This is a genomic window from Pseudomonas sp. GL-B-19, assembly GCF_019956415.1.
GTDB lineage: Bacteria > Pseudomonadota > Gammaproteobacteria > Pseudomonadales > Pseudomonadaceae > Aquipseudomonas.
Genome location: NZ_JAHBDK010000011.1, coordinates 29,377 through 44,499 on the forward strand (window position 1 = coordinate 29,377; position 15,123 = coordinate 44,499).

Genomic DNA, 15,123 nt, shown 5'->3' on the forward strand with positions numbered 1-15,123 from the left:
CATCAGCCTCGACCTGGGATGCGGGCCGTCCCGCAGTTTTTCGAAATGCACCAGGGCCGTCCCCGATGACAGAAATTCACACCACAGGGGAACGGTTATTTGATGCACTGGCTTGAACGGGCCTGGCACAGGGCGAACAACCATTTACGCAACCGCGCCAGTTTCAGTTCCATACCAATAACTCCGCAGGTGTCGGGTTGTAGGCGTTGCACGGGTTGTTCAGTTGCGGGCAGTTGGAGATCAGCACGATCACGTCCATTTCGGCCCGCAGGTCGACGTATTTGCCCGGCGCCGAAATGCCGTCTTCAAAGGTCAACCCGCCGTCTGCCGTGACCGGCACGTTCATGAAGAAATTGATGTTCGGCCCGATATCGCCCTTGCCCAGTCGCCCGTCGTGGACGCAGGCGCGCAGGTAGTTGTCGCGGCAACTGTGCATGTAGCGTTTTTCCAGGGCGTAGCGCACGGTGTTGCTCTCTTGCGCGCAGGCACCGCCGAGGGTGTCGTGGCGCCCGCAGGTGTCGGCGACGATGGTCAGCATCGGTTTGCCGAGGTTGGAATACAGCACGCTGCCGGTGCTCAGGTAGACGCTGTTTTGTCGGCGCAAAGTGCGCTGCACGTCGTAGCGTTCCTTTGGATTGGCGATGCTGTAGAACAGGGTGTCGACGGCCTGGTTACCTTCCAGGTCGAGGATGCGCAAGGTCTGACCGGCCTTGACCTCCATCAGCCAGGGTTCGCCGGCGGGGATGGTGGCGCGGTAGATCGCAGTTTCCGGCTGTTGATGAGCGGTGGCGATAGCGAGTGACATGGCAGCGAACCTCAGGCGAACAAACGGTCGGTGTTGATGAAGCCGCGCTCGTTTTCCGGGCGCAAGGTGCGGCAGTGTTCGGCGACGCTGGCGTCGGCGTTCATCCAGCTGAGCTTCAGAGGTTTCGGTGCGTATTCGGGCGATGGGTCCATCGGGTGTTGCAGGGCGGTGAGTACCACCAGTGTGTCCATCGGTGCGTACAACTCGATGTAATCACCGGCCCTGGAATTGCCTTCGACGAAGTGGAAACGCCCGGCTTCATCGACATTGACCCGGCTGAACAGGTTGAGGGTCATCAGCAAGTCCGACAGGCCGAGGCCCCACTTGCCCAGCTCCACCAACAGGTTGTCGGTGCCGTTGCGGAAGAAACCGTTGCGCAGTTCCTGATAGCGGCCCGCGCCGTATTTTTCCGCGACTTCTTCAGCACAGAGCACACCGCCGAGGCTGTCGCTCCAGCCGCAGGTGTCGGCAGTGATTGCAGCCAGCACTCGGCCCATGTCCGAATACAAGCAATGGCCGCTGGTGAGCCTGGCGGTGTGTTGGCATTTGAGGCTGTCGGGCAGGTTCAGGCGTTCGTTTTTTTCATTGGCGTTGAGCAGCGTCAGGCTGACGTTGGCACCGCCACGCAGATCGGTTAGGCGCAGCAGTTGACCGCGTTTCAGTACGAACGAACGATGACCGCCACCGGGCAGCAATTCTTCGGCAAAGGGTGTGAACAGCAGGGTCGAATCAGTCATTTGCAGATTCCTCTAAGCGATACGAAGCTTGCCTGCCAGGGGCATCGGCAGGGCGTCGACGGCGGCACGGGTGGTGCGGCGGTCGCTGTTCAAAGGGATGTCGTAGGTGATGCGTGCGCCATAGGCGCCGGGGGCGTGCGGGTCGATACGGACCTTGTCGAACACCAGCAGACGCGTGCCGAGGCTGAAGCCTTCGGACAGGTCGTGGGTGACCATGAACACCGTCAGTTGTGTCTCGCGCCACAGCTCCAGGAGCAAGGCGTGCATGTCTTTGCGGATACCCGGATCGAGCGCGCCGAACGGTTCGTCGAGCAGCAACACTCGGGGTTTCATGATCAGTGCCTGGGCAATGGCCAGCCGTTGCTGCATGCCACCGGAAAGCTGCGCCGGGTACTTGTCCAGCGAGTGGCCGAGGCCGACTTTGTGCAGCAACACCGAGGCCTGTTCCCGCGCATCACGTTTGGCGCTGCCGAACAGGCGTCCGAGCAGTGGCGAACGCGGCAGTTCGAGACCGAGGGCGACGTTGTCCAGCACCGTTAAATGCGGGAACACCGAGTAGCGCTGGAACACCACGCCACGGCTCGAATCCGGTTCACCGGCCAGGGCCTGACCGTCGAGTAGAATCTCGCCTCGACTCGCACGTTCCTGACCGAGCAACAAGCGCAGGAAGGTTGATTTTCCGCAGCCTGAGGCGCCGACGAGTGTGCAGAATTCACCCTCGTTGACGTTCAGGTTCAGGCCTTCGAGCACCACCTGATCGCCGTATTGCTGCCATACGTTCTTTACGGTGATGAAGCTCATGCGCGTGCTCCTTCATACCAAGGGAAAGCACGTTGGGTCAGGCGCTTCAGGCCCCAGTCCATCAGCCAGGCGAGGAGGGTGATCCACACCACGTACGGCAGGATCACGTCCATCGCCAGGTAACGGCGTACCAGGAAGATCCGGTAGCCGAGGCCGTCGGTCGAGGCGATGGCCTCAGCGGCGATCAGGAACAACCACGCCGAACCGAGCATCAGCCGCAGCGAAATCAGCAAACGCGGCAGCAGTTGCGGCAGTACCACGCGCAGCATCAGGGTCCAGGTCGAGGCGCCGAGGGTCTGGGCCTTGATCAGCAACTCGACCGGAATTTCCCGGGCGCGTTGTTCCAGATCACGGGCCAGGGCCGGGGTGATGCCGATCACGATCAGCATCACTTTCGACAACTCCCCAAGGCCGAACACGATGAACAGAATCGGCAGGATCGCCAGCGGCGGCACCATCGACAGCACCGTCAGCAGCGGGGATAGCGGCGCGCCGAACAGCGGCAGGGTGCCAGCCGCCATGCCCAGGCATAGCCCGGCCAGCGCGCTGATACCGAGGCCGATAGCCAAGCGGCGCAGGCTCGAAGCGCTGTCCTGCCAGAGCAGGTACTCACCGGTGCGGGTGTCGGCCACGAAGGCCAGGCGTTTCACCGCGTCGGTCATTTGCACAGCGCTCGGCAGCAGCTTGTCGTTGGGGTTGTCCGTCAGCCGCTCGGCCGAGCCCATGAAGTAGGCGAACAGCACCAGGGCGAACGGCAGGATCACCAGCAACAGGCGACTCGGGCGATCCGGGTGGCGATTGATCAGGCGCATGGCCAGCTCCTCCTGCTTACAACTTGGCGTCGGCAGCCATCTGCACGAAGGTCGGGTCGAAGCGCAGCTTGAGGTTGGCCGTGTCGCCGCTGGTCACGCCATTGGCGAACGCCATGCCGACGGCGCTGGTGTCCTTGGCGCCTTCGCCGAGCAAGCCGTGCTGGAACGAAAACTCGGCCACTTTGCGCATGGTTGCCGGCAGTTGCTTGCTGGTGGAGAAGTCCAGGGCTTCTTTGGGCGTGGCGAACAATTTGGTGGTGTCGAGTTGTGCCTGGAAACCCGCCAGGTCAGTGCCTGAGGCCTTGGCCATGTGTTCGAGCGCGGCTTTGCTGGCGGCGTTTTTCGCGTTCATCAATTCGACGACTTCGAACCAGGCACCGGTCAGCGCTTTGCCCAGCGTCGGGTTGTCTTTGAGGGTGGCGCTGTTGACCACCATCATGTCCATGATCTCGCCGGGGATCTGGCTGGAGTTGAAGACTTCGGTGACGGCGGGCTTGGCCTTGATGTCCGAGAGCATCGGGTTCCAGGTGGTGACGGCGTTGACCTGTTCGGTGTTGAAAGCGGCCGAGATGTCGGCGTCGGAGGTGTTGACCACTTTGAGGTCTTTCTCGGTGAGGTCCACCGAATCCAGCGCCCGGGCCAGCAGGTAGTGGGAAACCGACAGCTCCACCAGGTTGACGTCCATGCCCTTGAGGTCGGTGATTTTCTTACCGTCACCCTTGAGCACGATGCCGTCATTGCCGTTAGAGAAATCGCTGACGATCAGCGCGGTGCTGTCGACGCCGCCAGCGGCCGGAATGGTCAGCGCGTCCATGTTGGTCATGGTGCAGCCATCGAACTGGCCAGCGGTGTATTGATTGATCGATTCGACGTAGTCGTTGAGCTGCACCACATCAATCTTGATGCCGTACTTCTTCGCCCATTTGTCGACGATGCCTTGGCTTCCGGCGTATTCCCAAGGCATCCAGCCAGCGTAAATGGTCCAGCAGACACTGAAGTGGTCTTTCTGGGCGGCCTGGGTCGAGAAGCTTACGAAGGCTGCGAATGCAGCGGCGAGCAGGGAAGGTAGACGAAGCTGGGACATGGGATGGTTCTCCAGTTGATCAGGGGCGAGCAGGAGTCAACGCGGCACCGCGAACGGTGGATTGTCTCCCGGGCTTTTGTCCCGCCGTGTAACCTCAACTGGAGGTCGCCAACTCTCGGACCAGCCACTCGCTCAAAGCGAGCCGGAACCCTAGTCAGCCATTGCAAATTGTGGTGCCGCGAACCTGTAAAGAACTCCTGCACGCTTTTACTAAAGCGAGAGACGTGCCAAGTCGGCTTGAGCGCTCTAGCGTGGGGGATGACGCGAGAGCCACGTCGGGAAGGGGCTGCACGGTTGCCTTGTGATGGTGCGCGACTGCACCGCAATGGGACGGTTTGGCCGCTGATCTGAAGGTATTTGCGGCCCAGCACTTGATGCCGTTTTTCAAGTCAAAAGCAATGTCAGCCGGCCGTTGTCGGCTGCTGTCCCAAGGTCTTTTCGGAGGCCGTCATGCTGCGTCGAATTGTGTTTACGGTGTTGTTCAGTTTGGGGATGTCTGGTTGCTATTACTACGCAGGCCCCTACGACGCATACGCCACACCTAATGACTACCCCGGTTATTACTACCCCGGTTATTACTCGCCTTACTACCACGGTGGCTATTACGGTCCACGGTATTACGGGGGGTATCGCTACCGTTATTACGGAGGCCACGGACCGCGTTATTACGGCGGTGGATATCACGGCTGGCACCATTAATCAGTGCGTGAATAGATGAAAAACCTTTCATCGGGCAGATGTTTCAATGTGTTTCATGGACGCACCAGATTTCGAAAAACGATGTCTGATCTTTCGACAGTCACCGATTAATTGACTGCCGCTCACCAGCGTCGCTGGTGTAGCTCACTCGCGGTCCAGGAGGCCGCCATGCTCTGTCGAAAACAGCTCCGCCGAATTCTTCTGATTGCTCTATCGGGATTGTCTCTTGGTGCGTGCGTGCCCTATTCCGATGGAGGAGCCAACTACTACAGTTCCGAGGTCTATACCTCGCCAGCGCCAACCTATTACGCCGGTGGCGGATCCTACTATTCAGGTGGCGGAGGTTATTACTCGCCACCGCCCCGGTACTACTCACCGCCAGCGCGGTATTACCAGCCGACTCCGCGCTATTACTATCAGCCAAGGATCTATCAACCGGCCCCGCGTTATTACCAATCCCGGAGCTATTACCGGTCACATCAGAATCAGGGCTGGGACGGTCATCACCAAGGTGGCTGGAGTAATGACAACCGAGGCGGCTGGAATAATGACAACCGAGGTGGCTGGAATAATGATTTCCGGGGGGGTGGACGCCATCACGGCGGACGCGGTGACCACATGGGCCGAGGCGGCCACCGGTAACCGTTCACACAAAAGCGGCGCACGAAGCGCCGCTTTTTTTGTGTCCGAATTTCAGTATTCGGACAAATCCGCCAGTGGGTGCCGACCTTCCCAGGCCTTCTGGAAGTGCGCGTCCACCACGGAATCCGGTACGTTGTTGATGTCCGGCCAGTGCCAGTGCGGTTTCTGGTCCTTGTCGATCAACCGTGCGCGCACACCTTCGCTGAACTCCGGATGTCGACAACAGTTGAGGCTCATCGTGTATTCCATCTGAAAAACCTGAGCCAGCGACAGGTGCCGGGCCCGGGCGATTTGCTCCCAGACCAGATGCGCGGTCAGCGGCGAGCCTTCACTCATGGTTTTTGCGGCACGGCTGAGTAGCAGATCGGAGCTGTCGCGTTGCAGGCTGATGGCCTTCCAGGCGCAACTCACATCACTGACGTCCAGCAGTTCATCAATGTGCTGGCGCCGTGGCAACCACTGGGCTTCGGGCATTTGCGCGACCGCTTCCTGCTGCAAGGCCTTGAGCAAACTGTTGAGCTGCATCGGCGTTTGTTCCTGCCAGTTCAATTGCAGCAACCCTTCGATCAGTTCCTCCTGTTGTTCATCGAGCAAGAAACGGTCGGCCAGGTCCAGGTCGATTGCATCGCGGCCGTTCATGTGGGCACCGGTAAGGCCCAAAAACAGCCCGAGCTTGCCGGGCATTCGCGACAGAAACCAACTGGCGCCAACGTCCGGGTACAGACCAATGCTGATCTCAGGCATTGCCAGCCGAGTGCTTGGTGTGACGACCCGGATGCTCGCGCCTTGCAACAAACCCATCCCGCCGCCGAGCACATAACCATGACCCCAGCAGATCAACGGTTTCGGGTAGGTGTGCAGTTTGAAGTCCAGGCGATATTCCGCCGCAAAGAAGTGCGCGGCCAACGGCGGCACCTCCCCGGGATGAGCACGACAGGCTTCCACCAGGCTGCGCACTTCACCGCCGGCACAGAAGGCCTTGGCGCCGTTGCCACGCAGTAACACGCAGACTATTTGCGGGTCCTTGGCCCAGGCGTCCATTTGATCACGCAGGGCGTTGATCATCGGCAGGGACAGGGCGTTAAGGGACTTTTCGGCGTCGAGGCTGGCGATGCCGATGCGAGCGCCGTCGGTGCCGGTGAGTTCTTCGAAGTGCAGATTCATCGTGACCTCGATCGGGAATTTGAGCGTTCAGTATGATCGCTGTACAGGAAAGTGCCGGATGTGCGTCAGATCAATTGACAAGCGTGATGGGCTTTCCTAGGGTTCGCCCCATTGTTTTTGCCGGATGTAACCATGACTGCTGACGACCGTATCAAACTCGAACCGAGCTGGAAGGAGGCACTGCGTGCCGAATTCGACCAGCCCTACATGGCAGAGTTGCGTGATTTCCTGCAACAGGAGCGTGCGGCGGGCAAAGAGATCTATCCACCGGGCCCGATGATTTTCAACGCGCTCAACTCCACACCGCTGGACAAGGTCAAGGTCGTCATCCTCGGTCAAGACCCCTACCACGGCCCGGGGCAGGCCCATGGTTTGTGCTTCTCGGTGCAACCGGGCGTGCCGGCGCCGCCGTCGCTGGTGAATATCTATAAAGAGTTGAAGCGCGACCTGAACATCGATATTCCCAACCATGGCTATTTGCAGAGCTGGGCCGACCAGGGCGTGCTGATGCTCAACACCACCATGACGGTTGAGCGCGCCAATGCCAATGCGCACAAGGATAAGGGCTGGCAGTTTTTCACGGACCGGATCATTGAGGTCGTCAGCCAGCAGCAGCCGCATCTGGTGTTTATGCTGTGGGGCGCACATGCCCAGAGCAAACAGAAGCTAATCGACGCGACCAAGCACCTGGTGCTGACGTCGGTGCATCCGTCGCCGTTGTCCGCGTATCGCGGTTTTCTGGGATGCGGGCACTTCAGCCGGACCAACAAGTTTCTTGAGCAGAATGGCGAGACGCCGATTGAGTGGCGGTTGCCGCCGGTTTGAAAAGCATCGCCAGCAGGCTGGCTCCCACATTGGTTTTACGGTGTTTAAAAAACTTGTGGGAGCCAGCCTGCTGGCGATGAATTCAACTCGGTCTTTACTCTGGATTGCGGTTCCAGTATTTGAACAACGGCTCCGCCAGAAACAGCACAAACAACAACCGCATCACCTGCATCGCCGTCACCAGCGGCACCGACAATTGCAGCGTCTCCGCCGTCAGGCTCATTTCCGCGATCCCGCCGGGCATCATGCCCAGGGTTAGCGAGCGCAAATCCAGATGGGTCAGCGCACTCAACCCCAGCGCCGCCGCCGTGGCGATCAACATGGTCAGCACCGTGCCGATCAAGGTCCGGCCCATGAAGGAAGGCGCACGCCGAAAAAACTGTCGGTTGAAGTGACAACCCAAGCCGCTACCAATCAGCCATTGGCCGATCTGGCTTCCGCCATTGGGCAAACCAATGTGCAAATCCCAACCGATGCTCACCGCTGCACTCACCAGCAACGGGCCGAACAGCCATGGATTGGGTTGACGAAGACGTTCCCAGAGCCACGCCGCCAAGGCGCCTGCCGGGAATAAAAAGGCCAGCCAGCGCCAGTCCACGGCCGTGGCGTGCAAAACCGGCGCACCGTCACCCAACAAATACTTGAACGCCGCCGGCACACACAACACCACCACAAGCACCCGCAAACTTTGTCCCGCCGCCACACGGCTGAGCACCGCACCGTTGCGAGCACCGAGGTTGACCATCTCTCCGGAGCCGCCGGGCATGCTGGAAAAGAACGCGGTGGCGCGATCTTCACCGGTACGGCGCATCAACCAGACCCCGACCACGGCCGACAGGCTGGTGACCAACGCACCGAAGAAGATCAAACCGAAATGCCCCAACACCTGCTCCATCACCACCGGGGTGAAGTGCAGGCCGATGCCGATGCCGACAATCCACTGGCCGCACTTGCGGCCGCCAGGGATTTCCGCCAATTGCCATGGCGTGAGGCAGCGCACGAGGATGATCGCCAGCAACGAGCCGACCATCCACGGCAACGGCCAGCCGATCTGGCTGGCGAGATAACCGCCCAGCAGACCGACCAGCGGTGTTCCCCACCAGGCTTTGAGCGGCGTTCGATCAGACATCGGCGATAGCGCGTTGAGCGGCCGAACGTTTACGCCAGATCCGCAGGAGTGGCATCAGCAGCATGATCGCGGTCAGTACCCAGCAGCCGAAGGTGATCGGGCTGGACCAGAGGATTTCCAGTGCACCGTTGGAAATCGACAGCGCGCGACGCAGGTTTTGTTCCATCAGGCCGCCGAGGATGAAGCCCAGCAAAATCGGCGACAACGGGAAGTCCAGCTTGCGCAGGATATAGCCGAAGATGCCGATGCCGATCATCAGGAACAGGTCGAACGTAGTGGCGTGCACCGCGTAGACGCCGATCCCGGTGATGATCGCGATCACCGGCACCAGCGCCCAGTTAGGCACGGCGAGGATGCGAGTGAAGACACGGATCATCGGAATGTTGAGGATCACCAGCATGATGTTGGCGATGAACAACGAGGCGATCAGGCCCCAGACGATGTCGGGTTGTTGTTGGAACAGCAGCGGCCCCGGCGTGATGTTGTACAGAGACAGGGCGCCGATCATCACCGCCGTGGTGCCAGAGCCGGGAACACCGAGGGTCAGCATCGGCACCAGTGCGCCGCACGCTGCGCCGCCGATGGCGGTTTCCGGTGCCGCGAGGCCACGCATGTCGCCCTGGCCGAACGTGCCTTTGGCACCGGCGATACGTTTTTCGGTCATGTAGGCCACGGCGCTGGCGAGGGTCGCTCCGGCTCCCGGCAACACGCCCATGATGAAGCCCAGCACGCCACAACGCAGGTTCACCACGAACACCGCCGAGGCTTCCTTGAAGTTGAACATCATGCGGCCGGTAGCTTTCACTGCTTCCTGACCATGATGGGTTTTTTCCAGCAGCAGGAGAATTTCACTGATGGAGAATAGACCCAACACCAACACGACAAATTGGATGCCGTCGGTCAGATGGATGTTGTCCCCGGTGAACCGGTAAACGCCGCTGTTGGCATCGATCCCGACGCTCGACAGAAACAAACCGATCAACGCCGCAATAAAGGTTTTCAGCGGTCGGTCACCGGCCATGCCGCCAAGGCAAACAATGGCGAACACCATCAGCACGAAATATTCCGCCGGACCGAAGGCAATCGCCCATTTCGCCAGCAGCGGGGCGAACAGCACCATGCCGCAGGTGGCGATGAACGCGCCGATAAACGAACTCCACGCCGACAACGACAGCGCGACACCGGCCAGGCCTTTGCGGGCCATCGGGTAACCGTCCAGCGTGGTCATGACGGTAGAGGCTTCACCGGGAATGTTCAGCAGAATCGAGCTGATCCGTCCGCCGTATTCGCAACCCAGATACACCGCCGCCAGCAGGATCAGTGCCGACTCCGGTGGCAGGCCGAGGGCGAATGCAATCGGGATCAACAATGCCACGCCATTGATCGGGCCAAGGCCTGGCAGCAGGCCGACTACGGTGCCGATCAGGGTGCCGCACAGGGCGGTCACCAGGTTGTACGGGCTCAGCGCGACGCCGAAACCCTGACCCAAATAGCCAAGCGTATCCATATCAGTTCTCCAGAACGTCGAGCACGCCCAAGGGCAGCGGCACGTCCATCAACTTGTCGAACAACAGATAAAGGCCGACGGCCATTAGTGTGATGATCACAATGCTGGGCACCCAGCGACCGCCATACAGGCGCGCCATTGGAATGCCGATCAGGATGCTGGCGACGATGAAACCAAGGGGTTCGAAGGTGCCGGCAAACACCAGCAACAGCACCACGCACAGGCCGATCTTGGTCAGGGTTTCGCGGTCCATCGGTGGTTCGTCAGCGTCGTGCTTGATCGGTGCGGGACGGAACACCATGTACAACAGCGCCAGGCCCATCAGCCCGAGCATCAACAGCGGAAAGGCTCTGGGTCCCACCGGTTCGTAGGAAAAAGCCGCTTGATACGGCCAGGCCATCAGCGCCAGGCCAACACAGGCGAGCATCAGCACCGAAGCAAAAATGCGTTGTAAGAGCATGGAAAACTCCTGTGCCGCGGCCTCGAAGAACGAGGCCGCAGCCGCTAGACAGAGGCAATCACTGGATCAGGCCGAACTCTTTGGCCAGCACTTTGTAGTCCGCAACCTGCTTCTTCACGTAGGTGTCCAGCTCCGGGCCGGTCATGGCGAACGGGAACAGTTCACGTTGATCGCGCAGCTTGGCGAAGTCTTCGGACGCCAGCAGCTTGTCGAAGGCGTCTTTCCACCAGGCGTAGTCTTCGTCGCTGACTTTTGGCCCGAGGTAGAAGCCGCGAACCACCGGCCAGACGATGTCGTAGCCTTGCTCTTTGGCGGTCGGGATGTCTTTCATTTCCGGCTCGTCCAGGCGCTTCTCGGCGAACACGGCCAGCAAGCGCATGTCACCGCTCTGGATGTGCGGCATGGAGTCGGAGATGTCGGTGCTGCCGACCTGAATGTGCCCACCGAGCAGGGCGGTGGCGATTTCACCGCCGCCTTCGAGGGCGACGTAGCGCAGGTCGCGCGGGTTGATCCCTGCTGCCTTGGCGATCAGTGCGGTTTGCATCCAGTCCTGGCTGCCGACGGTGCCGCCGGAGCCGATCACCACTTTGCTCGGGTCTTCTTTCAGCGCTTTGACCAGATCGTCCAGGGTCTTGTAGGGCGAATCGCTTTTCACCGCGATGGCGCCATAACTGGTGCCGACGGCGGCCAGCCAGCGCACGTTGGTTTCATCGAATCGACCAAACTTGCCTTGCGCCAGGTTCAGCAGCGAGCCGCTGGACCAGGCCACCAACGTGCCAGCGTCGGCGGGGCGCTGAGCGACCACCGCGTTGTACGCCACTGCGCCGACACCGCCGGGCATGTAGGTCACGCGCATCGGTTTGGTCAGCAGCTTTTCGTTGATCAGCGCGCTCTGCGCCAATTTGCAGGTGAGGTCGAAACCACCGCCCGGTGAGGCCGGGGCGATGCATTCCGGGCGTTTGGGTTCGGCCATCAATTGACTGGCGAACAGCATGCAGCTGGCGGCGAGGGCGAAACGGCGCAGGGATCGATTCATTATTGTCTCCATGGGAGTTTTTGTTTTTGGGGATGTTTCAGGTGCGGCGGTTTCGCGTCGTGCAGCCGGCAACGGCGCTGGCAAGCGTAAACGACGGGATTCTGGGGAAAAGGTGGGACGGACAAGCCTGAAGCTGCGTAGACAGCATGGTGCAGTACCTCATTTATTGTTCTTATTGACGAAAACGCGTCATGGCGTTTTTCGGGAGCTACATTTCAAAGCACTATTGGAGGGTCTGCATTCGAAACCATCCGTGGGCCGACTCTAACGGGCCAACCTTTCACTAACCTTTCAGCAGGCTTTCACGGTTTACAGGCTTCACAGCAGCGGATGCGGCTGTAAACTTCGCGCCAAAGAATGGCGTCGACCATCCCCTGAATGAGGTAAAGATCCATGCGTGTTCTGCTCGTCGAAGACCACTTGCAGCTTGCCGAAAGTGTCGCCCAGGCGCTCAAGAGCACCGGGCTGACGGTGGACGTGCTGCACGATGGCGTGGCTGCAGACCTGGCCTTGAGCAGCGAGGAATACGCCATGGCGATTCTTGATGTCGGTCTGCCGCGCATGGATGGTTTTGAAGTGCTCGCACGCTTGCGCTCCCGGGGGAAAAACCTTCCGGTGCTGATGTTGACCGCGCGTAGCGACGTCAAGGATCGGGTCCATGGCCTGAACCTTGGTGCTGACGATTACCTGGCCAAACCCTTTGAACTGACCGAACTCGAAGCGCGGGTCAAAGCCTTGTTGCGCCGCAGTGTGCTGGGCGGTGAACGTCAGCAGCGCTGCGGTGTGCTGGCCTATGATCTGGACACCCGGCGCTTCACCCTCGGGGAAGAATTGCTGACCCTGACCTCACGTGAACAGGCCGTTCTCGAGGCGCTGATCGCCCGGCCCGGACGGGTGATGAGCAAAGAGCAACTGGCCTCCCAGGTGTTCGGTCTGGACGAAGAAGCCAGCCCTGACGCGATCGAAATCTACGTGCATCGCTTACGCAAAAAACTCGACGGCCAACCGGTCGCGATCGTGACCTTCCGCGGTCTTGGCTACTTGCTGGAAAGCCGCGATGCATAAGCCCAGCAGCCTGCGCTGGCGGTTGCTGTGGAACCTCGCGCTGTTGCTGGTGGTGTTAATGCTTGCCAGCGGTTTGAGCGCGTACTGGAATGGTCGCGAAGCGGCCGACACCGCCTATGACCGCACTTTGCTGGCGTCGGCGCGAACCATTGCGGCGGGTGTCACCCAGCGTGACGGCACGCTCAGTGCCGACGTGCCCTACGTGGCGCTGGATACGTTTGCCTACGACAGTGCGGGGCGAATCTTTTACCTGGTCAATGACATTCACCAGAATTTGATTTCCGGTTACGAAAACCTTCCCGCACCACCTCCCGGAACGCCGCGCACCGATGACTACCCGGCGTTGGCACGGTTTTACAACGCCACGTATCGCGGGCAGAACGTGCGGGTGGTCAGCCTGCTCAAACCGGTCAGCGAGCCGAATATGAATGGTATGGCGGAAATTCGCGTTGCGGAAACCGATGAGGCACGGGTCAGCATGGCGCGCAGCCTGGCGGCGGATACGTTGCTGCGGCTGGGCATGCTGGCGATTGGCGCGCTGCTGTTGGTGTGGTTTGCGGTGAGTGCGGCGTTGCGCCCGCTGGAACGCTTGCGCACGGCAGTGGAAGAGCGCCAGTCGGATGATCTGCGGCCATTGCCGTTGGTGGAAGTGCAACACGAGTTGTGGCCGCTGGTCCGCGCGCTCAATCACTTTACCGAGCGGCTGCGCGAGCAGTTCGAGCGTCAGGCTCAGTTCATCGCCGATGCCGCCCATGAACTGCGTACGCCGTTGGCGGCGCTCAAGGCGCGGCTTGAGCTTGGCCTGCGGGCGAGTGAGCCCGAAACCTGGCGCAACACCCTGGAAACTGCTGCCCAGGGCACGGATAGATTGACGCATTTGGCCAATCAATTGCTGTCGCTGGCACGGGTCGAAAACGGTGCCCGAGCCATTGCCGAGGGCGGGGCGCAGTTGCTGGATTTGAGTCAGTTGGCGCGGGAGTTGGGCATGGCCATGGCGCCGCTGGCCCACGCACGCGGTGTTGCCCTGGCACTGGAAGCGGACGAGCCGGTGTGGCTGCGCGGTGAACCGACGCTGCTGAACGAACTGCTGAGTAATCTGGTGGATAACGCACTGGCCCATACACCGTCGGGCGGCAATGTGATTCTGCGGGTCACTGCACCGGCGGTCCTGGAGGTTGAGGACGACGGGCCGGGGATTCCGGTTGAAGAGCGGGAGCGGGTGTTCGAGCGCTTTTACCGACGTAATCAGCAGGTGGCCGGGTCGGGACTGGGGTTGGCGATTGTTGGCGAAATCTGCCGTGCGCATCTGGCGCAGATCAGCCTGCATGATGGTGAGACGAAGGGGTTGAAGGTTCGGGTGAGTTTTATTGCCGGTGAATGATGGTGCCTGTTTTGGCCCCATCGTCGGAACGCCGCCCGGAGCCGGCTCGCTCCCACAGGGATCTTCCGTGTTACGGAGATCCATTGTGGGAGCGAGCCTGCTCGCGATGGCAGCGACACGGTCTCGGCTAGTAAAACATCGACCGCGATTCTTCCAGATCCCGGCACATCGCCTCGTTCTGCGGATCGATCCCCAGCTTCTTGAACGACGGCACGTTGAACACATCGATTCGAGCCAGCGGATGATCGGTATCCTTGTGGCAATACAGACTGGCCACTTGCACCAGATCGACATAATCAATCCGGTCAGACTCCCGCTTGAAGTCCAGGTATTGCCCTGGCACCTCCACCAGTTTCTCCGGAAACTCCCAAACCCTGAGCAGTTTGTCGCCGATCAACGGATGAATCTGATCGATCACATGGTTGAGGCTGACCGGGTCAGAAAGCAGCTGATAGTGATCTTCGGCGTAGGTCAGAATCGGCAACACGCCGATCTGATGCACCAGACCACCGAGGGCGGCCTGGTCGGGTTTGAGTTGTGTGTAATGGCGGCACAAGGCATAGCTGACCCCGGCGATTTCCAGGCTTTTGCGCCAGACATCGCGCATTTTCTGTTGCACCACCTCGGAGCGGGCGTGGAAAATCTGTTCCATCACCAAGCCGATCGCCAGGTTGCTGCTGTAGTTGACGCCCAGTCGCGTGATCGCCGTGTGCAGGTCGTTCACTTCTTGAGTCGCACGCAGCAGCGGGCTGTTGACCACTTTGATCAGGCGCGCCGATAACGCCGTATCGCGGCCGATCACTTTGCTCAGTGTGCTGACACTGATTTCCGGGTCTTCGGCGGCCTTGCGAATCTGCATGGCCACTTCCGGTAATGTTGGCAGAACCAGGTCATCGTTATCGATGGCCTCAACCAAATCCTGTTGGACCTTTTCCGCCAGATCGTTCATTTCGTTTCTCTAGGGTGTTGCAACAAA

General features: G+C 60.2%; 16 protein-coding genes and 1 riboswitch. Of the genes, 5 read left to right on the forward strand and 11 right to left on the reverse strand.

Going from position 1 to position 15,123, the window contains the following annotated elements:
- Window positions 1-163: 163 nt before the first annotated feature.
- From KGB06_RS01035 to KGB06_RS01055, 5 genes are read right to left on the reverse strand one after another with little or no spacing between them, the layout of a single operon-like run.
- Window positions 164-805, reverse strand: coding sequence for an urea amidolyase associated protein UAAP2 (locus KGB06_RS01035; protein WP_223511306.1), 642 nt, complete (start codon window positions 803-805; stop codon window positions 164-166).
- A gap of 11 nt (window positions 806-816) precedes the next feature.
- A complete protein-coding gene (locus KGB06_RS01040) occupies window positions 817-1,542 on the reverse strand; it encodes an urea amidolyase associated protein UAAP1 (RefSeq protein ID WP_223511307.1) in 726 nt (241 codons plus the stop codon).
- A gap of 12 nt (window positions 1,543-1,554) precedes the next feature.
- Window positions 1,555-2,343: an ABC transporter ATP-binding protein gene (locus KGB06_RS01045; protein WP_223511308.1), complete on the reverse strand. Its 789-nt coding sequence runs from the start codon at window positions 2,341-2,343 to the stop codon at window positions 1,555-1,557.
- Window positions 2,340-3,155 (reverse strand): ABC transporter permease, encoded by an 816-nt coding sequence (locus tag KGB06_RS01050; RefSeq protein ID WP_223511309.1) that lies wholly within the window; start codon window positions 3,153-3,155, stop codon window positions 2,340-2,342. Before KGB06_RS01050 ends, KGB06_RS01045 begins: the two co-directional genes overlap by 4 nt.
- Window positions 3,156-3,171: 16 nt before the next feature.
- Complete coding sequence (locus tag KGB06_RS01055; protein WP_223511310.1) at window positions 3,172-4,239, reverse strand: putative urea ABC transporter substrate-binding protein; 1,068 nt, start codon at window positions 4,237-4,239, stop codon at window positions 3,172-3,174.
- Window positions 4,240-4,302: 63 nt separating this feature from the next.
- A riboswitch (guanidine-I (ykkC/yxkD leader) is annotated at window positions 4,303-4,404 on the reverse strand.
- 285 nt (window positions 4,405-4,689) lie between these two features.
- Between KGB06_RS01055 and KGB06_RS01060 the strand changes: the two genes are divergently transcribed.
- Window positions 4,690-4,938, forward strand: coding sequence for a hypothetical protein (locus KGB06_RS01060; protein ID WP_223511311.1), 249 nt, complete (start codon window positions 4,690-4,692; stop codon window positions 4,936-4,938).
- Between the two features lie 168 nt (window positions 4,939-5,106).
- Window positions 5,107-5,580 carry a hypothetical protein gene (locus KGB06_RS01065; RefSeq protein ID WP_223511312.1) on the forward strand — a complete coding sequence of 158 codons (474 nt, stop codon included), beginning with the start codon at window positions 5,107-5,109 and terminating at the stop codon, window positions 5,578-5,580.
- 51 nt (window positions 5,581-5,631) lie between these two features.
- Here KGB06_RS01065 and KGB06_RS01070 read toward each other — a convergent pair whose 3' ends face one another.
- Window positions 5,632-6,744, reverse strand: coding sequence for an enoyl-CoA hydratase/isomerase family protein (locus KGB06_RS01070; protein ID WP_223511313.1), 1,113 nt, complete (start codon window positions 6,742-6,744; stop codon window positions 5,632-5,634).
- Window positions 6,745-6,876: 132 nt separating this feature from the next.
- Here KGB06_RS01070 and ung point away from each other — a divergent pair, with 132 nt between their 5' ends.
- Window positions 6,877-7,569 (forward strand): uracil-DNA glycosylase, encoded by a 693-nt coding sequence (ung, locus tag KGB06_RS01075; protein ID WP_192228690.1) that lies wholly within the window; start codon window positions 6,877-6,879, stop codon window positions 7,567-7,569.
- A 94-nt stretch (window positions 7,570-7,663) separates the two neighbouring features.
- On the opposite strand, the gene KGB06_RS01080 is transcribed toward ung, so the two are convergent.
- Genes KGB06_RS01080 through KGB06_RS01095 form a run of 4 tightly spaced genes read right to left on the reverse strand, consistent with a single transcriptional unit; the run spans window position 7,664 to window position 11,701 of the window.
- Entirely contained in the window at window positions 7,664-8,698 is a 1,035-nt protein-coding gene (locus tag KGB06_RS01080; protein ID WP_223511314.1) for an AbrB family transcriptional regulator, read from the reverse strand.
- Window positions 8,691-10,205: a tripartite tricarboxylate transporter permease gene (locus KGB06_RS01085; protein WP_223511315.1), complete on the reverse strand. Its 1,515-nt coding sequence runs from the start codon at window positions 10,203-10,205 to the stop codon at window positions 8,691-8,693. Before KGB06_RS01085 ends, KGB06_RS01080 begins: the two co-directional genes overlap by 8 nt.
- A 1-nt stretch (window position 10,206) precedes the next feature.
- Window positions 10,207-10,665, reverse strand: coding sequence for a tripartite tricarboxylate transporter TctB family protein (locus KGB06_RS01090; protein WP_223511317.1), 459 nt, complete (start codon window positions 10,663-10,665; stop codon window positions 10,207-10,209).
- A 58-nt stretch (window positions 10,666-10,723) separates the two neighbouring features.
- Window positions 10,724-11,701 carry a Bug family tripartite tricarboxylate transporter substrate binding protein gene (locus KGB06_RS01095; protein WP_411741827.1) on the reverse strand — a complete coding sequence of 326 codons (978 nt, stop codon included), beginning with the start codon at window positions 11,699-11,701 and terminating at the stop codon, window positions 10,724-10,726.
- Window positions 11,702-12,094: 393 nt separating this feature from the next.
- Between KGB06_RS01095 and KGB06_RS01100 the strand changes: the two genes are divergently transcribed.
- Window positions 12,095-12,766, forward strand: coding sequence for a response regulator (locus KGB06_RS01100; protein WP_007944085.1), 672 nt, complete (start codon window positions 12,095-12,097; stop codon window positions 12,764-12,766).
- Window positions 12,759-14,147 carry a sensor histidine kinase gene (locus tag KGB06_RS01105; protein WP_223511319.1) on the forward strand — a complete coding sequence of 463 codons (1,389 nt, stop codon included), beginning with the start codon at window positions 12,759-12,761 and terminating at the stop codon, window positions 14,145-14,147. Before KGB06_RS01100 ends, KGB06_RS01105 begins: the two co-directional genes overlap by 8 nt.
- A 127-nt stretch (window positions 14,148-14,274) precedes the next feature.
- On the opposite strand, the gene KGB06_RS01110 is transcribed toward KGB06_RS01105, so the two are convergent.
- Window positions 14,275-15,096, reverse strand: a complete 822-nt coding sequence (locus KGB06_RS01110; RefSeq protein ID WP_223511321.1) for an HDOD domain-containing protein — start codon at window positions 15,094-15,096, stop codon at window positions 14,275-14,277.
- Window positions 15,097-15,123 lie beyond the last annotated feature (27 nt).